General features: G+C 73.5%; 20 protein-coding genes, 1 pseudogene and 1 riboswitch. Of the genes and pseudogenes, 15 read left to right on the top strand and 6 right to left on the bottom strand.

Going from position 1 to position 23,503, the window contains the following annotated elements:
* Positions 1 to 267 precede the first annotated feature (267 nt).
* The 11 genes from C593_RS0114695 (at position 268) to C593_RS0114645 (ending at position 11,237) form a co-directional block, all read left to right on the top strand.
* The gene (locus C593_RS0114695) at positions 268 to 1,755 is read left to right on the top strand and encodes a lysine N(6)-hydroxylase/L-ornithine N(5)-oxygenase family protein (protein ID WP_018848058.1); all 1,488 of its coding nucleotides are present in this window, start codon (positions 268 to 270) and stop codon (positions 1,753 to 1,755) included.
* On the top strand, positions 1,748 to 2,809 hold the full coding sequence (locus C593_RS0114690) for an FAD-dependent oxidoreductase (protein ID WP_018848057.1): 1,062 nt from the start codon (positions 1,748 to 1,750) through the stop codon (positions 2,807 to 2,809). The genes C593_RS0114695 and C593_RS0114690 overlap by 8 nt, the downstream gene beginning before the upstream one ends.
* 216 nt (positions 2,810 to 3,025) lie before the next feature.
* A complete protein-coding gene (locus tag C593_RS0114685; protein ID WP_020610314.1) occupies positions 3,026 to 3,943 on the top strand; it encodes a dihydrodipicolinate synthase family protein in 918 nt (305 codons plus the stop codon).
* Positions 3,940 to 4,326, top strand: a complete 387-nt coding sequence (locus C593_RS0114680) for an L-rhamnose mutarotase (protein WP_018848055.1) — start codon at positions 3,940 to 3,942, stop codon at positions 4,324 to 4,326. The genes C593_RS0114685 and C593_RS0114680 overlap by 4 nt, the downstream gene beginning before the upstream one ends.
* Positions 4,323 to 5,366 carry a beta/alpha barrel domain-containing protein gene (locus tag C593_RS29710; protein WP_018848054.1) on the top strand — a complete coding sequence of 348 codons (1,044 nt, stop codon included), beginning with the start codon at positions 4,323 to 4,325 and terminating at the stop codon, positions 5,364 to 5,366. The genes C593_RS0114680 and C593_RS29710 overlap by 4 nt, the downstream gene beginning before the upstream one ends.
* Positions 5,353 to 6,114 (top strand): HAD family hydrolase, encoded by a 762-nt coding sequence (locus C593_RS31025; RefSeq protein ID WP_018848053.1) that lies wholly within the window; start codon positions 5,353 to 5,355, stop codon positions 6,112 to 6,114. The genes C593_RS29710 and C593_RS31025 overlap by 14 nt, the downstream gene beginning before the upstream one ends.
* Positions 6,111 to 6,884, top strand: a complete 774-nt coding sequence (locus C593_RS29700; protein WP_078521508.1) for an SDR family oxidoreductase — start codon at positions 6,111 to 6,113, stop codon at positions 6,882 to 6,884. Before C593_RS31025 ends, C593_RS29700 begins: the two co-directional genes overlap by 4 nt.
* Positions 6,885 to 6,953: 69 nt before the next feature.
* Entirely contained in the window at positions 6,954 to 7,748 is a 795-nt protein-coding gene (locus C593_RS0114660) for an SDR family oxidoreductase (RefSeq protein WP_018848051.1), read from the top strand.
* Positions 7,745 to 8,656: a hypothetical protein gene (locus C593_RS0114655; RefSeq protein WP_158686847.1), complete on the top strand. Its 912-nt coding sequence runs from the start codon at positions 7,745 to 7,747 to the stop codon at positions 8,654 to 8,656. Before C593_RS0114660 ends, C593_RS0114655 begins: the two co-directional genes overlap by 4 nt.
* A gap of 63 nt (positions 8,657 to 8,719) precedes the next feature.
* Entirely contained in the window at positions 8,720 to 9,574 is an 855-nt protein-coding gene (gene ddaH, locus C593_RS0114650; protein WP_051093702.1) for a dimethylargininase, read from the top strand.
* Positions 9,575 to 9,734: 160 nt separating this feature from the next.
* Positions 9,735 to 11,237 (top strand): pyridoxal-dependent decarboxylase, encoded by a 1,503-nt coding sequence (locus C593_RS0114645; protein WP_018848048.1) that lies wholly within the window; start codon positions 9,735 to 9,737, stop codon positions 11,235 to 11,237.
* A 180-nt stretch (positions 11,238 to 11,417) separates the two neighbouring features.
* Here the strand turns inward: C593_RS0114645 and C593_RS29695 are convergent, their stop codons facing one another.
* Positions 11,418 to 12,254: a response regulator transcription factor gene (locus tag C593_RS29695; protein ID WP_199790031.1), complete on the bottom strand. Its 837-nt coding sequence runs from the start codon at positions 12,252 to 12,254 to the stop codon at positions 11,418 to 11,420.
* A gap of 286 nt (positions 12,255 to 12,540) precedes the next feature.
* On the opposite strand from C593_RS29695, the gene C593_RS0114635 reads away from it, so the two are divergent.
* The gene (locus tag C593_RS0114635) at positions 12,541 to 13,245 is read left to right on the top strand and encodes a response regulator (RefSeq protein WP_486591130.1); all 705 of its coding nucleotides are present in this window, start codon (positions 12,541 to 12,543) and stop codon (positions 13,243 to 13,245) included.
* On the top strand, positions 13,242 to 14,309 hold the full coding sequence (locus tag C593_RS0114630) for a histidine kinase (protein ID WP_018848045.1): 1,068 nt from the start codon (positions 13,242 to 13,244) through the stop codon (positions 14,307 to 14,309). The genes C593_RS0114635 and C593_RS0114630 overlap by 4 nt, the downstream gene beginning before the upstream one ends.
* Before the next feature lie 17 nt (positions 14,310 to 14,326).
* Here C593_RS0114630 and C593_RS0114625 read toward each other — a convergent pair whose 3' ends face one another.
* The gene (locus tag C593_RS0114625; protein ID WP_078521546.1) at positions 14,327 to 14,929 is read right to left on the bottom strand and encodes a pyridoxamine 5'-phosphate oxidase family protein; all 603 of its coding nucleotides are present in this window, start codon (positions 14,927 to 14,929) and stop codon (positions 14,327 to 14,329) included.
* Positions 14,930 to 15,184: 255 nt separating this feature from the next.
* Positions 15,185 to 15,946, bottom strand: a complete 762-nt coding sequence (locus C593_RS0114620; protein WP_018848043.1) for an alpha/beta fold hydrolase — start codon at positions 15,944 to 15,946, stop codon at positions 15,185 to 15,187.
* Positions 15,947 to 16,433: 487 nt separating this feature from the next.
* On the opposite strand from C593_RS0114620, the gene C593_RS0114615 reads away from it, so the two are divergent.
* Positions 16,434 to 17,315, top strand: a complete 882-nt coding sequence (locus C593_RS0114615) for a DUF4394 domain-containing protein (protein WP_018848042.1) — start codon at positions 16,434 to 16,436, stop codon at positions 17,313 to 17,315.
* Positions 17,316 to 17,423: 108 nt separating this feature from the next.
* On the opposite strand, the pseudogene C593_RS0114610 reads toward C593_RS0114615, so the two are convergent.
* Positions 17,424 to 17,764 (bottom strand): annotated as a pseudogene (locus C593_RS0114610) (ATP-binding cassette domain-containing protein); the annotation flags it as partial.
* A gap of 36 nt (positions 17,765 to 17,800) precedes the next feature.
* Between C593_RS0114610 and lpdA the strand changes: the two are divergent.
* Positions 17,801 to 19,207, top strand: coding sequence for a dihydrolipoyl dehydrogenase (gene lpdA, locus C593_RS0114605; RefSeq protein ID WP_018848041.1), 1,407 nt, complete (start codon positions 17,801 to 17,803; stop codon positions 19,205 to 19,207).
* 230 nt (positions 19,208 to 19,437) lie between these two features.
* On the opposite strand, the gene metE is transcribed toward lpdA, so the two are convergent.
* Positions 19,438 to 21,762 (bottom strand): 5-methyltetrahydropteroyltriglutamate--homocysteine S-methyltransferase, encoded by a 2,325-nt coding sequence (metE, locus tag C593_RS0114600; protein WP_018848040.1) that lies wholly within the window; start codon positions 21,760 to 21,762, stop codon positions 19,438 to 19,440.
* A gap of 132 nt (positions 21,763 to 21,894) precedes the next feature.
* Positions 21,895 to 22,118: riboswitch (cobalamin riboswitch) on the bottom strand.
* A 335-nt stretch (positions 22,119 to 22,453) separates the two neighbouring features.
* Positions 22,454 to 23,491 carry a 3-hydroxybutyryl-CoA dehydrogenase gene (locus tag C593_RS0114595; RefSeq protein ID WP_018848039.1) on the bottom strand — a complete coding sequence of 346 codons (1,038 nt, stop codon included), beginning with the start codon at positions 23,489 to 23,491 and terminating at the stop codon, positions 22,454 to 22,456.
* Positions 23,492 to 23,503: the final 12 nt, after the last annotated feature.

Here is a 23,503-nt window from a genome sequence, read left to right as displayed (position 1 = left end):
AAAGCCGTCGGTCGGGCGAATCCGGTTGCTCGTCCACCGGCTGCCCGGGGGAATGGTAGGCAGGTGACGCTGTCATTTCCCACCCTTCTTCGGCGGATGTCCCCCAGGGGTGACAGCGGTGCTTGGGAGGTCTCCCCGGGGCGACACGGCGATGTCCACCGTCGGAGGTAGTCGCGGCGCCGCGGCGCTGCCTATGTTGGCCGCACCGCTCCACGGCCCGCAGGTCGCAGTGGGGCGTTCTCGCACGTCACGAGGGGGGCATCAAGCATGGCGCAGACCAAGAACGCCGCGTCACCGCTGTACGACGTGGTGGGCATCGGCTTCGGGCCGGCCAACCTGGCGCTGGCCGCGGCACTGCTGGAGAGACGCGAGAGCCATGGGTCCGACGCCACGCCCCGGGCGGTGTTCCTGGAGCGGAAGGAGGCGTTCGGCTGGCACCGCGGAATGCTGTTGGACGATGCCACCATGCAGGTCTCCTTTCTCAAGGATCTGGTAACTCTGCGGAATCCGGCGAGTCGCCTGAGCTTCGTCTCCTATTTGCATGCCAGGGGGCGTCTCGTCGATTTCATCAATCACAAGGTGCTCTTTCCGAGCCGAGCCGAGTTCCACGACTACCTGGAATGGTGCGCCTCGGCGGCCGACGGCCTGGTCCGCTACGGCACGGAGGTCACCGAGGTGCGGCCGGTCACGGTCGACGGTGTGACGGACGTCCTCGAACTCGTGGGGCGCGGTCCGGGCGCCACCGCGGACGAGGTGCTCTGCCGGACGCGGAACCTCGTCGTCGCCACCGGACTGAAGCCACACCTTCCGGCGGGGGTGACGCCCTCGGCCCGTGTGTGGCACAGCAGTTCCCTGCTGCCGGGCCTGGCCGTCCTGCCCGGTCCGCCGGCCCGGCGGTTCGTCGTGGTGGGGGCCGGGCAGAGCGCAGCCGAGGCCACCGACCACCTCCACCGGACCTTTCCGGAGGCAGAGGTCTGCTCGGTCTTCAACCGCTACGGCTACAGTCCGGCCGACGACAGCCCCTACGCCAACCGCATCTTCGACCCGGGCGCCGTCGACGACTACTACGGCGCCGGGCAGGACGTGCGGGACCGGCTGATGGAGTACCACCGCAACACCAACTACGCCGTCGTGGACCTCGACCTCATCGAGGAGCTGTACCGGCGCTCGTACCAGGAGAAGGTGCGGGGCCGGGAGCGGCTGCGCATGATGCCGGCCACCACGGTCCTCGGGCTGACCGAGCCGCCCGCCGGCAGCGGCGGCGGGCCGGTGACGGTCGAACTGCTGAGGCGGCTCGACGGGACGACCACGCAACTCGACGCCGACGCGGTGGTGTTCGCGACCGGATACACCGCGCCGGACCCCGGGCCCCTGCTCGGCAAGGCGGAGCCGTACTGCGCGCGGGACACCGCGGGCCGGCTGCGCGTCGCACGGGACTACCGCCTCGTGACGGACGAGTCCCTGACCGCCGGGATCTACCTCCAGGGCGGTACCGAGCACACCCACGGCATCACCTCCTCCCTGCTGTCGATGGCGGCGGTAAGGGCCGGGGAGATCATGGACTCGCTGCTCGCGCGACTCGGGCGGGGCGTCGAAGCGAGCGCGGTGGACTCGGGCACGTCCGCCCCGGCCGCACCGGGCGCGGTGGACTCCGGGACGTCCGCCCCGGCGAGCGGTGCCGCGGGTGCCCTCGCGGGCGACACGGCGGGCGCTGCCGCGCGCCCGGCGACGAGCGGCGTGACCGGCCGTGACTGACACCGTCGTCGTCGGCGGCGGTGTGATCGGCGCGGCGGTCTTCCACGCGCTGGCCCGGCGCGGCGACTCCGTGACGCTGGTGGAACGGCACCGCCCGGGCCTCGGGGCCACCGCCTGGAGCGGCGGCATCGTCCGCGTCTTCCACCGGGAGCCGGAGCTCGGCGACCGGGCCCTGGAAGGGTGGCGCTACTACCGCGACTTCGAACGGCGAACCGGATTCCGGGCCCCCTTCACGACCAGCGGGTTCCTCTCCCTCCTCGGACCGGAGCAGGCGGCGGACGCCCGCCGGGAGGCCGGCCGGATCGCGGAGCACGCCCCCGTCCGGTGGCTGGAGCCTGCCGAACTGGCCGGGCGCTTCGGCCCCCTGCTGCGCGACACCGCCGGCGGCGCGGTGTGGGAGCCGGAGGCGGGGTACCTCGATCCGGCCGACGTGGTACGCGGGTGGGTACGCGCGGGACAGCGCGAGGGCGGGACACTGCTGGCGGGCACCAGGGCCCACGGTCTGGTCAGAACGGGAGGCCGTGTCACCGGCGTCCTGGCGGGCCACGCCGAACTGCGGTGCGACGTCGTGGTCCTGGCCACCGGGCCGGCCACCCCGGGCCTGCTGACCGACTGGGGCATCGGGCACGAACTGTGGCTCCAGGCGATCCAGGTCGACCTGCGCCGCCCCACCGTGCCGGTCACCGGCCACCCGGCCTTCACCGACCATCTGCACGAGACCAACGGCCGTCCCGACCCGGACTCGGGTGGCATCTACACCGGCCATCCGACCGGACAGCGCCCCTCGGACGAGCACGCGGGGGACCTCGATCCGCACTGCACCCGCAGGGCCGGGCAGGCCGCCGCACGGCGGCTCTCCTGGGTGCCCGGCAGCCTCGCCGCGGGCGGGCTGCGTGCCGCCGAGTGCCACGCCCCCGGCGAGGCGGCTGCCGTGGGCCCGCTGCCCGGCGGTCCGGAGAACCTGCTCCTCGCGACCGGCTTCAACGGCGGCGGCTTCAAGATGGCGCCGTGGGCCGCCGGCGAGATCGCCCGCCAGGTCGCCCGCGCCCCCTGATCCGGGGCCGTGGCGGACGGACCGCGACCACCCGGACCGCACCGCCCCGGCACCCCGGCCGACCGCCCCCGCCCCTCATCCCCTCATCGCACCTTCACCGCCCCTCACCCGCCGCCCGCCGGCGTACGGCGTCGCCTGCGAACCCCGCCCCGCGTGCCCGCCGTGCGCGGCGCGCCGACGCCACTCCACCGTGAACCCAGTACAGATGGGATGTCCATGAGCAAGCAGATACGGGGAGTCCTCCCGGTCGTCCTGATGCCCTACACGGACACCGGGGAGATCGACGAGGAGGACTTCCTCTCCCAGGCCGACCACATCTTCGGGGCCGGCTGCGACGGTCTCGTCGTCGGCCAGATGTCCGAACTGCTCCGCCTGACCCACGCCGAGCGCCTGCGCGTCGCCGAACTGTGCGCCAAGTCCGTCCAGGGGCGCGGGATCTCCGTGATGAGCACCGGTGCCGAGACCGCCGAGGCGGCCGTCGAGTACTCGCGCCACGCCGAGGCGGCCGGTGTCGACGCCCTGCTGGTGATGCACCCGGCCACCATGGCACTCGGCGACGAGGAGATGGTCGACTACTACAGCCGCGTCGTGGAGGCCGTCACCGTCCCGGTCATCGTCCACCACGCCAAGAGCCTGGCGAAGACCCCCCTCTCCATCGAGGCACAGGCCCGGCTGCTCCGCCGCTACGGTGACGACCGGGTCATGTTCAAACCGGAGGCGCAGCCCACCCCGCCCCGGGTCAGCCTGCTGCGGGACGCCACCGGCGGCCGGGCCCGCATCTTCGAGGGCGACGGCGGCATGATGCTGCTCGACTGCCACCGCAGGGGCCTGGCGGGCACCATCCCGGCCACGGAGACCGCCGAGATCGTCGGCACGCTCTGGCGGCTGCTGGAGAGCGGCGACCGGGAGTCGGCCGAACGGATCGGCTATCCGCTCTCGTACCTCATGTGCCACATGATGAACAGCACCGACTACTACCTCTCGATCGCCAAGCGCTTCCTGAAGGAGCGCGGGATCGTCAAGAACACCCTCGTCCGCGGCCCGAGCAGGCATGTGCTGGACGACGAGTCCTGGTCCGAGGTCGACCGGCTCTACACCCACCTCCTCCACCTCTCCAAGGAGCTGTCCCGATGAAGAACCACGCCTTCACCATCCGCCTGAAGGACGAGGCCGCCGCCGAGAAGTACATCGCCCTGCACCGCGAGGTCTGGCCGGAGATCGTCGGCCCGGGCGGAGCGCTGGACACCATCGGCGTGCGCAAGCTCCAGATCTTCTACATCGACCCCCTCACCCTCTTCATGTACGTCGAGGCGGAGGACCACTTCGAGCCGGTCCGGGACTTCCTGCGCGCCAACCACCTGCACCCCCGGGTCCAGGAGTGGGACGACATGATGCACACCGACGGCGGCCTCCTGGAGCGGCACCCCGGCAACGACGGCGAACTCAACTGGGCCCCGATGCGGCGCATCCACCACGTCGACTTCACCAACACCCTCCCCGACCTGGAGGACAAGTGAACACGACGGAGGCGGTGCCGGCCGGGGAGCGGGTCGTACTCGACTGCACCCTGCGCGACGGCGGCTACTACACCAACTGGGAGTTCGACGACGCCCTCGTCCGCGACTACCTGGCGCTCTGCCCGCGGCTGGGCGTCGACGTGGTCGAACTCGGCTACGTCCGCTTCGGCGAAGGGAACTGGGGGCCCTACGGGAACCTGCCCGGACCGCTCACCGCGGAACTGGCGGCGGCCCTGCCCGCCGGCCACCGGCTGCGTTTCGCCGTGATGGTGGACGCCGCCGACTTCGCCGGACTGCCGCCGGGGAAGGTCGGCCAGCTGCTCACCGACAAGCTCGTGGACAGCGCGATACCGGTCGACCTGGTCCGCGTCGCGGTGCGCTACAACCGCACCGCGGGGTGTGTGGAGGCCGTCCGCTCCCTGCGCGAGGCCGGTTTCGGCGTCTGCCTCAACCTCATGCAGATCGACCTGGCGACCGAGGAGGAGATCGACGCCTGTGTGGGAGCCGCCCAGCGGATGGGACCGCTGGAGGCGCTCTACATCGCCGACTCCCTGGGGTCCCTGCACCCCGACCGCACGGCGCGACTGGTCCGCCGCTTCGCCACGGGCGTCGGTGCCCCCGTGGGCATCCACGCCCACGAGAACCAGGGATTCGCGCTGCACAACACCCTGGTGGCCGCGGGAGCGGGGGCGACCTGGCTGGACGGCACCGTGCACGGGATGGGACGCGGTGCCGGCAACACCCGCACCGAGCAGCTGCTGGCCGCACTGGGTACCGGGGCCGAAACCCTCCAGCCCCTGCACGAGTTGATCGTGCGTCACTTCCACCCGCTCATGGAGCGCCATCGCTGGGGAGCCAACGGCCTGTACGGCCTCGCCGGACTCCACCATGTGCACCCCACCTACGTGCAGCTCCTGGAGGAACGGCTGGGACGGGACCGGGAGGCCGAGATCCGCGCCATGCACTTCCTGGCCAGGGTGCCGTCCGCGTCGTTCACCGCCGCACTGCTGGAGGGCGCGGAGGACCATGCCCGGGGCTGAACGGCTGCTGGACCTCCTCGTGCGGTACCGGACGGTCGTGTTCGATCTGGACGGTGTGCTGGTCGACTCCAACGAGCTCAAGGCCGCGTGCATGGCCGAGGCCCTCGCCCCGCTGGGGGCCGAACTCGCCGAGGGCTTCCTGGAGGAGTTCCGCAGCACCTTCGGCCGGTCCCGGCGCGAGCACTTCGCGGCGTTCCACCGCGACTACCTGCGCCGCCCCGCCGAGGGCGAGGAGTTCGAGCGGTTCTACGAGCAGTACGCGGGGGCCTACGCCACCCTGCTGAAGGACCGCTACCCCCAGGCCCCGCTCTGCGCCCACGCCGACCTCCTGGTGAAGGAACTGACCACGCGCGGCGTGCCGCTGTACGTGGCCACCGGCACCCTCACCGGTGAGGCCCGCCGCGTCCTGGAGGGCCATGGACTGCTGGACGCCTTCCGCGCCGTCCTCGGCGGCGAGCGGCCCAAGTGGGCGCGGCTCGGCGAGATCCTCGCCGACGCGCGGACGCCCGCCTCCTCGGCGGTGCTCGTCGGCGACTCGCGACAGGATCTGCTGGCCGCCCACCGGGCCGGGGTCTCCTTCCAACTGGTCACCCGCTACGCCTTCTTCGGGCATGATCGGGTACTGACCGGAACCGAGGCGGAAGGCGCCCGCTGGGCGGTCGACCTCCGACCCGAGGGCTCCGTCTCCACCGCGGTCCCCGGTCCGCCGGGACACGCCGTCGAACAGGAAGCGTCAGGTGGAGCATGATCCGATCAGCCGACCGCAGACCCGTGGTGATCTCCGGGGCGACCCGGGGGATGGGGCGGGCCCTGGCTCTGCGCTTCGCGGCGCTGGGCCATCCGGTCGCCGGCTGCGGCCGGGACCCGGACTCGGTGCGCCGGCTCGCCGACCGACTGGGGCCCGGGCACCTGGTGGACAGCGTGGACGTGACCGAGGCGGACGCGGTGCTGCACTGGGCGGAGGCGGCGCGAGCCCGGTTCGGATCCCCCGGACTCGTCGTCGCCAACGCCGGTGTGGTGCACCCCCAGCGCCCCGTCTGGGAGGTGCCGCCCGCCGAGTTCGACGAGATCCTGCGCACCAACGTCACCGGCGTCTACACGATGGCCCGCGCACTGCTGCCGCAACTGGCCGGTGACGGGGGCACCTTCGTGGCGGTGTCCTCAGGGTGGGGGCGTTCGCCGCGGCACCACCTCGCCGCGTACACCGCCTCCAAGTTCGCGGTGGAGGGGTTCGTCCGCGCGGTGGCCGAGGAGGTCCCGGAGGGCGTGAAGGTGGTCGCGGTCGCTCCCGCCGGCGCCGTGGACACGGAGGGGCTCGCCACCTGCCTGCCCGCCGAGCACGGCGGCTACCCGCCGCCCGAGCGGTGGGCCGTCCCGGCGGTGGACTACCTGCTGCACGGCCTCGCCGGCGTGCCCGGCGGCGCCACCGGGCTCAGCTTCCCGGATCCGGCCCCGGAACAGGGGCCGGATCCGACGGCCGCGGCCTCTTCCGGCCCGCCCACCGCACGCACCCGCTGACCCGCACACCACACCACCACCGGGCCGGCCCACTGCCAACCACCCACGACCGAAGGAACGACCACGCCCATGTCCCAGTCCACCGCACAGAGCGCAGGAACCCCGCCCGGCCTCGCCGGCCGCCGGGTCGTGATCACCGGAGCATCCCGCGACTTCGGCCGAACCCTCGCCATCCGCTTCGCGCAGCAGGGTGCCGAGGTCTTCCTCTCGGCCCGTTCCGAGAAGGGCGCTGAGGCCGTCGCGCAGGAGATCCGCGGGCTCGGCCTCGGCCCCGCACACGCGTTCGCCTGCGATCTGACCGACCCGGCGGGCGTACGGGCCTTCGCCGAGGCCGTGGGCGCCGTGACCCCGGCCGTCGACATCCTCGTCCACAACGGCGCCCGCTGGCTGGAGGGCACCGACCTGCTCTCCGTCACGGACGACGACGTGGTGGACACCATCGCCTCCGGCGCCACCGGAACCGCGCTGGTCACCAAGTCCTTCCTGCCGCTGCTGCTCAAGTCCGAACAGCCCGACATCGTCGGCATGGTCTCGGTGTGCGGTGTCCCCGGCAACCACCGCTCCGAGGCGCACGCCGCCTTCTACGCGGCCAAGAGCGCGCAGGCGGGCTTCCTGGACGTGCTGTCGGCCCGGCTCCGCCCCCGCGGAGTCCGCGTGATCGGTCTCTACCCGCCGGACTTCGACAACCACGACCCGCTCGGCGACGCCTGGAACACGGCCGACCGGACCGCTTCGGCGCAGCTCACCGCGCAGTCGCTGAGCGAGTGCGTGCTCTTCGCCGTCAGCCAGCCGAGGGACTGCTTCATCCGCTCGTTCCACTTCGAGCAGGTGCAGGAGCCCGATCCCGTGGGACCCGCGGAGTGAGCGCCGGGGGCACGGCTCCCGCCGCTCACGTGGGGGAGTGGGCGGGGAAGGCGCGCCAGGCCGAGGCCGTGGCCCACGCCGACCCCTCCCTCGCGCTCGGCGTCCGGGTGCACGACGACCCCGAGGCCCTGGCCGCGCTGCTGGCACGGTCCGAGGTCACCACCGTGCTGCGGCCGGAGTTCTCCGCCGACATGGGGTCCGCGGTCTTCCACCGGCCGGGCACCGCGCTCGCGCCGGACGTCGCCGCGGAGCTGTGGGCGGCCGGCCGGGTGGTGTCGCACCCCTTCCGGCCCGGAGTACCGCACTTCGCCAACGGGCAGGTCGAGGACGGGGAGTTCGTCCTCACCGACTGCTGGCGGTGCTTCACCCTGCCGGAGCGCGAGCACTGGGCCCTGACCAGCGTGGTCAACCCGGCACCCGCGTCGCCCACCGTGCGGCTGCTCGCCCGGAGACTGCGCCGGCTGCCGGGAGCGATCGGGCTCCCCGACGGCCCCCTGCACCTGGAGGTCGTCGTGGACGCCGACGCGGTGTCCGTGGTCAAGTTCCTTCCCCGGGTCGCCGCCTACCCCCTGCCCGACCTGTGCCGGCTGCTCGGCATCGAGGGGCAGTCGGGCGACCGCCCCTACGCGACGTACGGGGACACCGGCTTCGCCGGGGACTACTCCTTCCGCGTCCCGCACGCGGGCAGGCTCGTGGCCCTCGACGACCTGCCGGGACTGCGGGCCCGCCCGTCCTACGCGGCGGACGAGCTGATTCCCCAGCCGGGTGACCTGCTGGAGCCCGGCGCCAACGAGAGTGCGCAGCTCACCCTGCTGCTGCGGCATCCCGACGCGTACACGGTCCACTCGGACATCGAGTACTACCAGCACCGGCACCGCCGGGGCGTCTTCCGTCTCGCCACCGCCTGACGCGCCGCCCCCGTCCCGCCCCCCGTCAGAACGAAGGAGCCAGACGTGTCCGCCAGCGATCCCGTGCAGACCGCCTCCCCCGTCACGCCCGCCGCCACCCCTGGCGCGCGCACCGCCCGCCCCCGTGAACTGCTGATGTGCCGGCCCGCCCACTACGACGTCACCTACTCCATCAACCCCTGGATGCACCCCGAGAAGCCGGTCGACACCGCGCTCGCCCTGGCGCAGTGGGAGCAACTGCGATCCCTGTACACGGAGCTGGGCCACACCGTGCACACCGTGGAGCCGGAGCCGGGGCTGCCGGACATGGTGTTCGCCGCCAACGGTGCCACCGTGCTGGACGGCAAGGTGCTGGGCGCCCGCTTCCGGCACGCCGAGCGCACCGCGGAGGGACCGGCCTACCTGCGCTGGTTCCGGCGGCACGGCTGGACCGACACGCTGTGGCCCGAGTACATCAACGAGGGCGAGGGCGACTACCTCCCCGTCGGACGCCGTCTGCTGGCCGGCACGGGCTTCCGCACCGACCCGCGTTCGCACGCGGAGGCCCAGGAGTTCTTCGGCGTGCCGGTCACCGGGCTGACCCTGGTCGACCCCCGCTTCTACCACCTGGACACGGCGCTGTCCGTCCTCTCCGACGACGAGATCATGTACTACCCGGGCGCGTTCAGCCCCGGCAGCCGGGCCGTCCTGCGCGAGCTGTACCCGGACGCGGTGCTCGCCTCCGACGCGGACGCCGAGGTGTTCGGGCTCAACGCGTTCAGCGACGGGCGCCACGTCGTCCTGCCGCAGGCCGCCACCGGGCTTGCCGCACAACTCGCCGAGCGCGGCTTCGAACCCGTCGGAACCGACCTGTCCGAACTGCTCAAGGCGGGCGGCAGTGTGAAGTGCTGCACACTCGAACTGCGCCGTCCCGCCTGAGAGTTGCCGGGCGGGCGGTCCTCCGTCCCGGAGCCGTCCCGGCCCGGACCGCCCGCGCCGCCCGCCCGGGCTCCCGGCGCCCCGTCCGCGGGCGCTGCTTCGCAGACCGGCGGCGGCCGGACCCGTGACCGGCCGCCGCCCTCGCCCCAGGAGGCACACCATGACGTCCACCCCCGCCGCCGACCCGGCACCGCACCCCGCCGGCGACCTCCCGGCCCTTCTCCCCGACGACACCACGGCGGTCCTCGAACTGGCCGGCAAGGCCGCGGCCGCCTACGTCGGCGCGCTCGCCGAGGAACCCGCCGCCCCCCGCCGGAGCGACGAGGACGAGTGGTCCGCCGCCCTGGCCCGGTTCGGGGGGCCGCTGCCCCGGCGGGGCGTCGGCGCCCTCGCCGCGGTACGCGAAATCGCCGAGCACGCGCTGCCGGAGGCGATCCGTTCCTCAGGTCCCCGCTACTTCCACTTCGTGACCGGCGGCACCACGCCCGCCGCCCTCGGCGCCGACTGGCTGACGTCCACCCTGGACCAGAACGCCGCGGCCTGGGTCTGCTCGCCGCTCGCCACGGAGGTGGAGACGGTCGCGCTGAGCTGGCTGAAGGAGCTGTTCGGGCTGCCGCCGCAGTGGGGCGCGGTGACCACCACCGGCGGGACGATGGCGAACTTCACGGGACTGGCCGCCGCCCGCCGCTGGTGGGCCCGGCGGCACGGCGTGGACGTCGACACCGACGGGCTCACCGGGCTGCCCGCCATGCCGGTGTTCGCCGGCGGGTTCGCGCACGCCAGCATCGGCAAGTCGCTCGGCATGCTGGGGCTCGGCCGCTCGGCACTCACCCGCTTCACCGCCGACGGCACGGGCCGCATCGACCTTCCCGCCCTGCGCGCCGCGCTGGAGGAACTCGACCACGCCCCCGCGGTCCTGGTGGCCACCGCCGGTGAACCCGACGCGGGGCGGTTCGACCCGATCGCGGAACTCGCCGATTTGGCCGCCGAGTTCGGGGCCTGGCTGCACGTGGACGGCGCTTTCGGCCTGTTCGCGGCACTGGACGAGCGCACCGCGCACCTGGTCGAGGGCGTCGAACGCGCGGACTCGGTCACCGTCGACGGACACAAGTGGCTCAACGTCCCGTTCGACACCGGGTTCAGTTTCGTGCGGGACGCCACCCTGCTCCGCCCGGTCTTCACCAACCAGGCCGCCTACCTCGTCGACGTGGACGACCCGCATCTCAACTACGCCAACCTGGGGCCGGACAACTCGCGGCGGGCGCGGGGCCTCGCCGTCTGGGCCTCCCTCGCCGCCTACGGCCGGGACGGCTACCGGCAACTGGTCTCCCGGGGTGTGAGCGTGGCCGCCGGTTTCGCCGAGCGGGTCCGGCAGGACCCGGACCTGGAACTCCTGGCTCCCGCGCAACTCAACGCGGTCTGCTTCCGGGTACGCCCGCGGGGTGCGCCCGAGAGCGGTCTCGACGCACTGAACCGCCGGCTGGCCGAGGAGTTGCTCCTCGACGGACGCGTGCACCTGGGCGCGACCACCTTCGACGGCAGGGCGGCCCTGCGCCCGGTCTTCGCGAACTGGCGCACCTCGCCGCGGGACGCGGAGCTGATCCTGGAGGTCCTGCGGGACCTGCGGGACCGCCTGGACCAGGAGCGGGGCGGGCAGCGGTGATGCGCGCCCGCCCCGCGCCGGGCGCGGGGCGGCCCGGCCCACGGCGGGTGTGATCGGCTCGGGTGGTCCGTGGCCCGTTCGTCCGTGGTCCGGTAGTCCGCTCGTCCGTCGGGCCGTTCGTCCGTGGTCCGCCGTGCCGTGACCCGGTGGCGCCCCTGGCTCCCGTGGTCACCCGCCGGCTCAGGCCGAGGCGGCGGCGCGGGTGCGCGGCGGGCGGCCGCCCGCCGCCTGGACCGCTTCGGGCAGGCGCACCGCCTCACGCAGGCGGGGGAGGGGCGCCGCCCGCCGGGACAGCGGCGCGCGACTCTCACCGGGGCCGGTCGCCTGCTCCGGGTCCGGGGACGGCCGGACCTGGTGGCCCGCGGCCACCAGGGCGAGCTGCACCCGGTCCCGGGCGCCCAGTTTCGTCATGATCCGGCTGACGTACGTCTTGGCGGTGTGCGGGCTCAGCGTCAGGTGTTCGGCTATCTCCTGGTTGGTCTGCCCCTCGCCGACCAGCGCGAGTACCTGGTGCTCGCGGTCACTGAGCCGGCCGGCGTCGATGCTTTCGCCGGGGGACGCGCCCCGGCGCGTCTCCTGCCCCCGGCCCGCCAGCCGCCCGTACTCCTCGATCAGGCTGCGCGTGTGCCGTGGCGAGAGCCACGAGCCGCCCGAGGCGACGGCCCGGACGGCGGCCAGCAGGCACTGGGGGTCGGCCTCCGCGGAGAGGAAGCCCCGTGCCCCGGCGGCGAGCGCCCGGAAGAGCTGGGTGTCGTCGTCGTGCAGGGTGAGCAGCACGACGCCGCAGCCGAGTTCGGCGTGCACACGGCTCACGGCCGCGGTGTCCGGGCTGTCGGTGCCCGGTCTCCGGGCGTCCATGACCACGACGTCGGGCCGCAGGGCGGCAGACCGCTCGAGCATCTCCTCGGCCGTGGCGAAGTCGCCGACGACGGACATGCCCGGTGCCGACTCGACGATCACGCGCAGTCCGGAGCGGGCGGGCGCGTGCGCGTCGGCCACGGCGACACGAATGGTCACGAAGTGCTCCTGGGGGAACGGGGCGAGCAGTACCTGGAAGGCCGGACGACGCGGTACGCAATGCGAGGAAGCGGTTGCCCACCGGTTACCGGAATCAGAAACTTTCCTGCTTAAATGCGCAGCCGGGGTGGCGAGTGGCTGAAATGCCCCACCGGTCCTCCGGGGAAGCACCACGACGCCATGTGCGGTTCCTCTCGCTCGTGCGGTATATCTTCCGGGTGCCGCACCTGTGCACGGCCATTCCAGGCTTGTGACCTTTTCCTTTAATGGTGATACTTTTCTCGGGATGCGGCGTACGACCGAAGGAGGATTCGCCCTCCTACTTGAAGCCGCCGGTGTGCTCGGGGGGCGTCCGATGGTCCGTGTCCTGGTGGTGGACGACGAAGCGCTGGTGCGCGAAGCCCTGCGCGTGCTGGTCTCCTCCTTCCCCGGCTTCACCGTGACGGTGACCCGTCCCGCCTCGGCGGTCGGCGAGGCGAGCCGGTCAGGCGCCCAAGTCGTCCTGCTCGACGTGGTGATGCCGGGCCACGACTGGCTGGATCTGCTCGCCGGTCTGCGGGCGCTCGACCCGCCGCCGGCGGTGGCGGTCCTCACTGCCTCCGACGCCCCGGACCGGATACCGGACGCACTGCATGCAGGGGCCAACGGGTTCCTTCTGAAAGACATGCACCCGGAATTTCTGGCGCATTCTCTCCGTGCGCTGGCGGATGGTGCCGTGGTATACGTGCCTTCTGCGAGTGCCGGATGCGTGGCCGGTGAACTCGCCCCGCGCGCCGACGCGGAGGATTCCATTCCGCTCGACTCTGTCACGGAGCGTGAGCGAGAAGTCCTCGCCCTTCTCGCCCTGGGGCTCCAGAACTCCGAAATCGCCCGGCACATGAATATCGGCGTCACTACCGTGAAGACCCACATAGGCGTGCTCAAGAACAAATTGGGGGTATCCAACAGGGTGGCCCTCGCCCGTGTGGCACAGAAGGCCGGATTGGCATGAGCATTTCGAGGGGCCTGTCGAGGAGGCACTTTCTGGCCGAACCGGCGGTCGTCTCCCTGGCCCTGCTGGAGGTCGTCGCCACCCGGACGCTCGCACCGTGGTGGGTCCTCCCCTGGGCTCTGGCGGCGGCCGCCGTCCTCCCGCTGCGGCACCGGTTCCCGCGGGCCGTGCTCGTCGTCTCGCTGCCCGCTCTCGCCGGCAACTACCTCTGGCTGCCGGCCATCTTCCCGCTGTACGCCCTCGCCCTCAGCCCGCTCCCGCGCGGCCGGCTCTGGCTCTGGGCCGCGTCCACCGGTCTCGTGATGGGTGTCCCGTGGCCGCACGTCAAGCCCTGCGACTGGACCTGGGAGGGCATCGTGCTCCACGCGCTCGCCGCCGCCCTCCTGGTGCTCGCGCCCGTGTGCCTGGGCACGCTGACCGCCGCGCACCGCCGGCTCAAGGACAAGGCTGCCGAACTGGTCCTCACGCGCGAACGGGAGCGCACGCTCGCGGCGATCGGCGCGGTGGCGGCCGAGCGGGAGCGCATCGGCCGTGAGATGCACGACAGCCTCGCCTACCACCTCAGCCTGATCGCCCTGAAACTGGCGCCCGACGACCCCGTGCGGCTCCACGCCGTCGAGGCGCTGAACGAGGTCCGGCGCACCGTCGCCGCCCTGGAGGCACCGGGCCTGGCCGACCTGCCCGGCCTGGTCGAGGCCGTGGGTGCGCACGCACGGCTGGAGCACAGGGGTTCCGCTTCCTGGGCGCGCTGTCCGCTGCCCGTGCAGCAGGCGGCCTACCGCGTCGCCCAGGAAGCCATCGCCAACGCCTGCCGGCACGCACCCGGCGCGCCGATCCGCGTCGTCGTCGAGCCCAGCCCCGACGTACTGGAACTCACCGTGCACAGCGACAGCCCCCGCGGCGCGCCGCTCGCCGGTATCCCGCCGGGCGGGCACGGCCTGACAGGACTGCGACGCAGAGTGTCCGCCCTGCACGGCACGCTCCACGCGAGTCCGCTGCCGACGGGCGGATTCCGGGTCCGGGTGGTGCTGCCCCACTCGTCGACGGAACCGTTCCACCGGTGACGTGCCGGGGCGGCGGCTCAGACCTGCCGCAGGTGCGGGGGCAATGCGATGCCGTCCGGCAGCGCGGGGTCCGGGACCGGGGTCCCGCGGACGGTGTGCAGCGGCAGCACCCCGGCCCAGAGGCCGAGTGCGGCGTCCGGGCCGTCCGCGTCGTCGGGCGGCCCGGTGCGCACCTTCACCGATGCCTCCTCCAGCCCCAGTGCCAGCAGGGAGGTCGCGGCCAGCTCCCTGCGGTTCGGGCGCCGGGCGTAGTCCCACTGCCCTGGCGCGGCCTGCTCGCTGACGACCCGCAGACCCACCAGGCGCTCCTCCTCGTCGTCCACCCGCCGGGGCACCCCGTACACCATCGCGCTGCGGTAGTTGACGCTGTGCTCGAACAGTGAGCGCGCGAGCACCACCCCGTCCACATGGGTCACGGTCACGCAGACCTCCGCCTGCGGTGCCCGCACCAGGCTGGGCGTGGCGACGGAACCGTGGAAGTAGAGGGTGTCGTGTGTCGCGCCGTACACCGTGGGGACCACCCTCGGCGTGCCGTCCACCACGACCCCCAGATGGCAGACGAATCCGGCGGCCAGGATCTCGTCCAGCTCCGCGCGTTCCGTGCGGGCCTTCTCCTTCATACGGCGCAGGCGGGTCCGGTCGGTGACCGGGAGTGTGCCGCCGAGCGGGTGGGACTGCGGACTGTTCACCTTCTGGCCTCCGGGAGGAACGCGAAACGGGGGCGGGCCACTCGTGGCGGGCCGCCTGCCGCTCGCGCGGCCCCCGGGCGGTGTCCCACTCGTACGGATCGTAGCCGCCCCTGATGAACACCCGTACACACCAAGGTTCTTGACGGACCATCATTCGGGTGGGTTGGCGGTCCCGCCGGGGCGGGGTCACCCCCGGCGGACGGGCAGACCGAGACCCGCGCGGATCCGGTCCAGGACCGCGTCGCGGTGCTCCGTCAGATAGAAGTGGCCGCCCGTGAAGCCGTACGCGCCGAACGCGCCGATGGTCACGGAGCGCCACGGCAGCATCGTCCGCTCGTCCGCCACCGGGTCCCGGGTCCCCCACAGCGCGGTGACCGGGAGGTCGAGCGGCGCCCGGTCCGGTGCCGGGCGGTAGGAGTCGACCAGCAGATAGTCGGCCCGCAGCACCGGGAAGAACAGCTCGCGCATGTCCGGATGGTCGAAAAGCTCCATCGGGGTGCCGCCGTGGCGGCGGAGCGACTCCAGGATCTCCGCGTCCGTGCGCGGCCGGGCCGTCGCGCCCGGGGGCGGGCCCGGCGGGGCGGCGGCGGGCGCGGGGCGGCCCGAGACGAACAGGGCGCTCGGCCGGACCGGCCCGCCGGCGGCCAGCGCGTGCGCCGTCTCGTGGGCCAGGATCGCGCCCATGCTGTGCCCGAACAGGGCCGTCGGCCGCCCGTCGTCCGAGGCGCGCAGCGCCGCGCACACCTCGTCGACCAGGACGCGGGCCTCGGACACCGGTGCCTCGGCCAGCCGCCGCTCACGGCCCGGGTACTGGGCGATCCGTACCTCGACGTCCGGCCCGGCGGCCGCGCCCCAGTCGCGGTAGAACGTCGGCCCGCCGCCGGCGTGCGGGAGGACGACCAGGCGGTGCGGGGCCTCGGGGGCGGGGCGCGGGGTCACCAGGATCATGCCCGAGCCTCCCCGTTCGGGACGCCGGCGGCCGAGCGGCGGTGTGCGGAGCCGGCCGGGCCGGAACCGGTGGTGGGCATGGGGACTCCTTGTGTCGGACGGGCCCGTCCCGGGCCGGCGGATGCCGGACGGGCGGTCTGTGCCGTCGTGCTCATGGGCCATTTTCGATCATGTGTCGGACGCGTGGGACCGGATCCGCGAGGTGACGGGGGGAGGCTCCCGGCACGGGCCGGGCAGCCCCGGACCCGGGGCGCGGTTCGTGGTGGACCACGCCACCTGCCGGTGCTGCTCGCCGGCCCGTAGGCCCTCGTCCCCCCGCGCCTCGTACGACCGCCCCCTGCCGCCGTACGAGGGGCGGGCGGTAGGACTTTTGTGCGCCGTCCGGGGGGAAGTGAACAGCCGGGCCAATCCCCTGGGCGCCCCGCGGCGAAGCACGCGCGGACCCGCGCCGTCGAGAGCACGGGCCACCGACCCTCGGAGTGCATCCGTGCGTACCCGTCTTCTCGCGACCGCCGCCGCAGGCGCCGCCGTGCTGTCCCTCGTCGCCCCCGCCCTCGCCTCGGCCGACCCCGCCGGTTCCGACCCGTTCGCGCCGCGCGGGCGGGCCGCCGCCACCGGCGGGCTGATCGGCGTCGGACTCACCTCCGACCAGCGACTGGTCGGCTTCCCGGTCGCGAACCCGGCCGACACCTGGTCGTTCGGCAGCATCGCCGGGCTGAGGGGCGACAAGAAGCTCGTCGGCATCGACTTCCGCGTCCAGAACGGCAAGCTCTACGGCGTGGGCGACAAGGGCGGGATCTACACCGTCAGCAGCGAGGCGAAGGCCGCCAAGGTCTCCCAGCTCACCGTCGCGCTCGCCGGCAAGCACTTCGGCGTCGACTTCAACCCGGCCGCGAACCGGCTGCGCGTCATCAGCGACACCGGCCAGAACCTGCGCCACAACATCGACGACCCGGCCGCCCCGCGCACCACGATCACCGACGGCACCCTCACCAACCCGACCACCCCGCCGTCGACCGCCCTCGGCGTCACCGGTGCCGCCTACACCAACAACGACCTCAACACGGCGACCGCGACCACCCTGTTCGACATCGACACCGTGAACGACCGCGTCTCCCTCCAGTCCCCGGCCAACGCGGGCACCCTCGCGCCCACCGGCAGCCTCGGCGTGAACGCGGATCCGTCGGCCGGGTTCGACATCTACTACCGGGCCTCCGACGGCTCGAACCGCGGCTTCGCCGCCCTGTCCACCGGCGGCAAGCAGCGCTTCTACCGGGTGAACGTCCTCGACGGCGAGACCGTCCTGGTCGGCTCCTTCCCGGCCGCGCGCCAGGTCGTCGACATCGCCCTGCCCCTGAACCAGCGCTGAGCCCGTGAGGAGGCCGGGCGGGCGCACCGGCGGCCCGCCCGGCCGGCAGGTCAGCAGGTCCCGGGCGGTCCGCCCGGTTCGTCGGCTCCCTCACGACGTCGCCGACCATCCCGCCCCCATGACGACCACCCGGTCCGCCGCGCGTGCCACGAACTCCACGTCGTGAACGGTGACCACCACCGCGCGGCCCACGCCACGTCGTGAACGGTGACCACCACCGCGCGGCCCTCGGCGGCGAGCGCGTCGACGGTGCGCACGAGCCGGGCCCTGGCCCGGTAGTCACGTCCCCGGCTCGGCACGCCCAGCGGCAGGACCTCATCGGCGGCGGCCAGTTGGACGGCGAGCACGCGGGCCGGCTTCCGTTCCTCGGACGGGTCGCGCGGATGGGCCACCCCGTCGATCCCGGGCACCAGCCGCTCCAGCAGCTCCCGCACCGTCCCGCGCCCGCCCGGCCCCCGCGCCGCATCCGTGGCAGGATCGAAAACATGACCTCACACTTCGATGTCGTTGTTCTGGGCGCCGGGCCGGGTGGGTACACGGCGGCGGTGCGGGCCACCCAACTCGGCCTGAGCGCCGCGGTGGTGGAGGAGAAGTACTGGGGCGGTGTCTGCCTCAACGTCGGCTGCATCCCGTCCAAGGCGCTGCTGCGCAACGCCGAGCTGGCGAACATCTTCACGCGCGAGGCGAAGACCTTCGGGATCACGGTCGACGGCAGTGTCAGCCTCGACTACGGCCAGGCGTACCGGCGCAGCCGGCAGGTCGCGGACGGCCGGGTCAAGGGCGTCCACTACCTGATGAAGAAGAACGGCATCACCGAGTACGACGGCCGCGGCACCTTCACCGGTCCGAACACCCTGGAGGTGGCCCTCTCCGACGGCGGTTCGCAGACGGTGACCTTCGACCACTGCGTGATCGCGGCCGGCGCCGCCACCCGGCTGCTGCCCGGCACCACCCTGAGCGACCGGGTGGTCACCTACGAGGAGCAGATCCTCGCCGAGGAGCTGCCCGAGGACATCGTCATCGCGGGCGCGGGGGCCATCGGCGTCGAGTTCGCGTACGTGCTGAGCAGCTACGGCGTGAAGGTGACGATCGTCGAGTTCCTGGACCGGCTGGTGCCGATGGAGGACGCGGACGTGTCGGCCGAACTGGCCCGGCAGTACCGGAAGCTGGGCATCCAGGTGCTCACGTCCACCCGGGTGGTGTCCATCGACGACGGCGACCCCTCGGCCAAGGTCCGCGTCACCGTCGAGCGCGACGGCAAGCAGGAGGTGCTGGAGGCCGACAAGGTCCTCCAGGCGATCGGCTTCGCCCCGCGCACGGAGGGCTACGGCCTGGAGAACACCGGTGTGAAGCTCACCGACCGGGGCGCGATCGACGTGGACGCCCGCGGGCGGACCAGCGTCCCGCACATCTTCGCGATCGGTGACGTCACCGCCAAGCTGATGCTCGCGCACGCCGCCGAGGCGATGGCCATGGTCGCGGTGGAGACCATCGCGGACGCGGAGACCATGGAGCTGGACTTCACCATGATCCCGCGCGCCACCTACTGCCAGCCGCAGATCGCCTCCTTCGGCTGGACCGAGGCACAGGCGAAGGAGCAGGGCTTCGACGTGCAGGTGGTGAAGTTCCCGTTCACCGCCAACGGCAAGGCGCACGGCCTCGGTCACCCCACCGGCTTCGTCAAGATCATCAGCGACCGGCGGTACGGGGAGATCCTCGGCGCGCACCTGATCGGGCCCGAGGTGACCGAACTGCTGCCCGAACTGACCCTGGCCCAGCAGTGGGACCTCACCGTCCACGAGGTCGGCCGGAACGTGCACGCCCATCCGACCCTGGGCGAGGCCGTGAAGGAGGCCGTCCACGGACTGGCCGGGCACATGATCAACATGTAGCCGGCCCAGGGACGGCCGCCGGGCGGTGCGCGCACCACGCCCGGGCGGTGCGCGCACCACGCTCGGCGGTTCGCGCACCACGGCCGGCGGTTCGCGCACCACGGCCGGCGGTTCGCGCACCACGGCCGGCGGTTCGCGCACCACGGCCGGCGCGATCCGCGCATCACGGCCGGCCGTGCGCGGACCGCACGGCCGGGCCCGGGGGCTTCCCGGGCCCGGGGCCGCGCGGCTCAGCCGCCGTCGCGGGACAGCTCCTCGCGGACCGTGCGCGCGGCGGCGACCAGGTTCTCCAGGGAGGCCCGGGTCTCCGGCCAGCCCCGGGTCTTCAGACCGCAGTCCGGGTTCACCCACAGCCGCTCGGCCGGGATCGCCTTCAGCCCGGTGCGCAGCAGTGCGGCGGCCTCAGCCGCGTCCGGCACCCGGGGCGAGTGGATGTCGTAGACACCCGGCCCGGCCTCGCGCGGGTAGCCGTGGGCGGCCAGTTCGTGCGCGACCTGCATGTGCGAGCGGGCCGCCTCCAGGCTGATCACGTCCGCGTCGAGGTCGTCGATCGCCTGGACGATGTCCCCGAACTCCGCGTAGCACATGTGCGTGTGGATCTGCGTCTCCGGCCGCACCCCGCTGGTGGTCAGGCGGAACGCCTCGGTCGCCCACGCCAGGTACGCGGCGTGGTCGGCCGCCCGCAGCGGCAGGGTCTCGCGCAGCGCCGGCTCGTCGACCTGGATCACCGAGGTGCCCGCGGCCTCCAGGTCGTCCACCTCGTCGCGCAGGGCCAGCGCCACCTGGCGGGCGGTCTCGCCCAGCGGCTGGTCGTCGCGGACGAAGGACCAGGCGAGCATGGTCACCGGGCCGGTGAGCATGCCCTTGACGGGCCGTCCGGTGAGCGACTGCGCGTACGTCGTCCAGCGGACCGTCATCGCCTCGGGACGGGAGATGTCCCCCGCCAGGATCGGGGGCCGGACGTAACGGGTGCCGTACGACTGGACCCAGCCGTGCTGGGTGGCCAGATAGCCGGTGAGCTGCTCGGCGAAGTACTGGACCATGTCGTTGCGCTCGGGTTCGCCGTGCACCAGGACGTCCAGCCCGGCCTTCTCCTGGAAGGAGAGCACCTCCTGGATCTCGGTCCTGATGCGCTCCTCGTACCCGGCGGTGTCGATCCGCCCGGCGCGCAGGTCGGCGCGGGCGGTGCGCAGTTCCGCGGTCTGCGGGAAGGAGCCGATGGTGGTGGTCGGCAGCAGCGGCAGACCCAGGTGCGCCCGCTGGGCGGCGGTGCGGTCGGCGTACGGCTGGGAGCGGCGGCCGTCGGTGTCGGTGATCGCGGCGGTACGGGCGCGCACGGCCGGGTCCCGGGTGAGGGGGGAGCCGGCGCGGGAGGCCAGGTCGGCCCGGTTGGCGGCGAGTTCGGCGGCGATCGCGCCGGTGCCCCGGCTGAGCCCGGTGGCCAGGGTGACGATCTCGGCGGTCTTCTGCTCGGCGAAGGCCAGCCAGCGCAGCACCTGCGGGTCGATGTCCCGCTCGGCGGCCGCGTCGAACGGGACGTGCAGCAGGGAGCAGGAGGCCGCGACGTCGACCCGGCCGGCCAGCCCGAGCAGGGTGCCCAGGGTGGTGAGTGACTTCTCCAGGTCGTTGATCCAGATGTTGCGGCCGTCCACGACACCGGCGACCAGCCGCTTGCCGGGCAGTCCGCCGGCCGCCGCGAGGGCGTCCAGGTTGGCGGCGGCGGGCCCGGTGAAGTCCAGGGCGAGACCGTCGACGGGGGCCTTGGCGAGGACCGGGAGGGCGTCGCCGAGCCGGTCGAAGTAGGAGGCGACCAGCAGCTTCGGCCGGTCCGCGAGCCCGCCGAGCTCGCGGTAGGCCCGGGCGGCGGCGTTCAGTTCGGCGGGGGTGCGGTCCTGCACCAGGGCGGGCTCGTCGAGCTGCGCCCACTCGGCGCCGGCGGCCCGCAGGTCGGCCAGCACCTCCGCGTACACCGGAAGCAGCCGGTCCAGGAGGGTCAGCGGGTCGAAGTCGGCGGCGACCCCGGGGGCGGGCTTGGCGAGCAGGAGGTAGGTGACGGGTCCGACGAGCACCGGGCGTGGCGTGAGGCCCAGGGCGAGGGCTTCCTTGAGTTCGGCGACCTGCTTGGCCGGGTCGGCCGTGAAGACGGTGTCCGGGCCCAGCTCGGGCACCAGGTAGTGGTAGTTGGTGTCGAACCACTTGGTCATCTCCAGCGGGGCGACCTGCTGGGTGCCGCGGGCCATGGCGAAGTAGCCGTCCAGGGCGTCCGCCGCGACCGCGTCGCGGTGCCGCCCGGGGATCGCGCCGACCATGACGGAGGTGTCCAGGACGTGGTCGTAGAAGGAGAAGTCACCGGTGGGGACCTCGTGGACGCCGGCGGCGGCGAGCCGCTGCCAGTGGGTGCGGCGCAGACCGGCGGCGGTCTCGTGCAGGGCCTCGGCCGTGACCCGGCCCTTCCAGTACCCCTCGATCGCCTTCTTCAGTTCCCGGTTCCGCCCCTGGCGGGGGTAGCCGTAGAGGGTGGCGCCTGCTGCCGCGGCTGCGGACTTCGGTGTCACGGAACTCTCCTTCGCGAGTTGTGTGAACAACCCCGGCCACGCCACGGGTACACGAAGGAGCGGGCGCACGGACACCCGTGCCACCGCTGCCGCCGACCCACCCGCGAGGTCACCGAGGTCTCCGCGCGCGACTGTCGCGCACGGGCAGTGGCAGGTCTTCGGACTCGCGGGCACGTCCTGACGACGTCAGGCCACCTACTGGCCGTCGCTTCCCGGGCCCCTTGTACGGGCCCAGTGCATGTGACGGCGGTCGTTCCCGCTCACCGCTGCGGGGCAGTCCCGGATTCCCACCGGGTTCCCTCTTGCGACGCCTCCCGCCTGGCTGACGGGGCGAACCAGCTGCACGGGCCAGCGTAGACCGGGGGACCTGGTCACGGGGAGGAAGTCCACCAGACGGACGTTGAAATGAGACACGCGGCCCGGTCGGGCCGCGCTCGCGGCGGGCCGCCCCGCCCTCCGCCCCGGAGGCCGCCGGGCCCAGGGACTGCGCTCCCGTGTCAGCCGCGTGAGCCGGGGCGGCGGGACGCACGGCCGGACGCACGGCGGGCGCGGGGCGGCTCACTCGTACCGCCCCGCGCCCGCCTCCACAGCGGCAGCGTACGGACCCCCTCAGGTCCCGGCTGCCTCGCACCGGGGTCCCTCAACCCCGGCCGTCTCTGCCCGGGGTCGCCCCCGGTCGCAGGCCCCGGGGTCACCCCCGGTCGTAGGTGTGGAACCCCCGCCCGTTCTTGCGGCCCAGCAGGCCGGCCTCCACCATCCGCCGGAGCAGCGGGGGAGGGGCGTACAGGGGTTCCTTGAACTCGTCGTACAGAGACTGCGCGATCGAGGCCACCGTGTCGAGCCCGATCAGGTCCGCGAGTTTCAGCGGGCCCATCGGATGGGCGCAGCCCAGCTCCATCCCGGCGTCCACGTCGGCCGCGGTCGCGAAGCCGGACTCGGCCATCCGGATCGCCGACAGCAGGTAGGGCACCAGCAGCGCGTTGACCACGAAACCGGCCCGGTCCTGCGCGCGCACCACCGTCTTGCCCAGCGTGTGCGTGGCGAAGTCCTCCACCGCGGCGGCCGTGGCGGGTGCGGTGTGCAGCGAGGTGACCACCTCGACCAGCGGCAGCACCGGTACGGGGTTGAAGAAGTGCAGCCCCACCACCCGGTCCGCACGGCCGGTCGCCATGCCGAGGCGCATCACGGGGATGGACGAGGTGTTGGTGGTGAGGACCGCCTCCGGATCGGCCACGATCTTGTCGAGGGCGGCGAAGACCTCGGTCTTGGCCGCCGCGTTCTCGACGACCGCCTCCACGACGAGCTGACGATCCGCCAGCGCGTCCATGTCGGCGGTGAACACGGTCCGGGCGAGGGCGTCCTCGGCCGAGAGGCGGTCCAGCTTGCGGCGCTGCACCGCACGCTCCAGGGACATCGCGGTCCGCTCCCGCGCGGTGCGGGCGGCCACCGTGTCGGCCTCGCGGACGAGGGTGTCCAGCCCGGCCCGGGCGCACACCTCCGCTATGCCGGCGCCCATCTGCCCGCCGCCGACCACCCCGACCCGCCGGATGTCCGACGCCCCGTGTCCGGGCGCGGAGCCGGACGCGCCTCCGGTCCCTGCCCCCGGGGCGGCGACGGCCCCCGCGCCGGACGCGCCTCCGGCCCCCGCCCCCGGGGCGGCGACGGCCCCCGCGCCCGACGAGCCCCCGGCCCCCGCCCCCGGGGTGGCGACGGCCCCCGCCCCGGTCATCGCGCGCCGCCC

The organism is Streptomyces sp. CNT372, assembly GCF_000377145.1.
The sequence above is the reverse complement of the archived record's forward strand: the minus strand, read 5'-3'. Positions and strand labels throughout refer to the sequence as shown.

Coding starts and splice junctions, on each gene's coding strand:
- C593_RS0114695 (WP_018848058.1), top strand. CDS start 268: ATGGCGCAGACCAAGAACGCCGCGTCACCGCTGTACGACGTGGTGGGC.
- C593_RS0114685 (WP_020610314.1), top strand. CDS start 3,026: ATGAGCAAGCAGATACGGGGAGTCCTCCCGGTCGTCCTGATGCCCTAC.
- C593_RS0114680 (WP_018848055.1), top strand. CDS start 3,940: ATGAAGAACCACGCCTTCACCATCCGCCTGAAGGACGAGGCCGCCGCC.
- C593_RS31025 (WP_018848053.1), top strand. CDS start 5,353: ATGCCCGGGGCTGAACGGCTGCTGGACCTCCTCGTGCGGTACCGGACG.
- C593_RS29700 (WP_078521508.1), top strand. CDS start 6,111: ATGATCCGATCAGCCGACCGCAGACCCGTGGTGATCTCCGGGGCGACC.
- C593_RS0114660 (WP_018848051.1), top strand. CDS start 6,954: ATGTCCCAGTCCACCGCACAGAGCGCAGGAACCCCGCCCGGCCTCGCC.
- C593_RS0114645 (WP_018848048.1), top strand. CDS start 9,735: ATGACGTCCACCCCCGCCGCCGACCCGGCACCGCACCCCGCCGGCGAC.
- C593_RS0114635 (WP_486591130.1), top strand. CDS start 12,541: ATGCGGCGTACGACCGAAGGAGGATTCGCCCTCCTACTTGAAGCCGCC.
- C593_RS0114630 (WP_018848045.1), top strand. CDS start 13,242: ATGAGCATTTCGAGGGGCCTGTCGAGGAGGCACTTTCTGGCCGAACCG.
- C593_RS0114625 (WP_078521546.1), bottom strand. CDS start 14,929: ATGAAGGAGAAGGCCCGCACGGAACGCGCGGAGCTGGACGAGATCCTG.
- C593_RS0114620 (WP_018848043.1), bottom strand. CDS start 15,946: ATGATCCTGGTGACCCCGCGCCCCGCCCCCGAGGCCCCGCACCGCCTG.
- lpdA (WP_018848041.1), top strand. CDS start 17,801: ATGACCTCACACTTCGATGTCGTTGTTCTGGGCGCCGGGCCGGGTGGG.
- C593_RS0114595 (WP_018848039.1), bottom strand. CDS start 23,491: ATGACCGGGGCGGGGGCCGTCGCCACCCCGGGGGCGGGGGCCGGGGGC.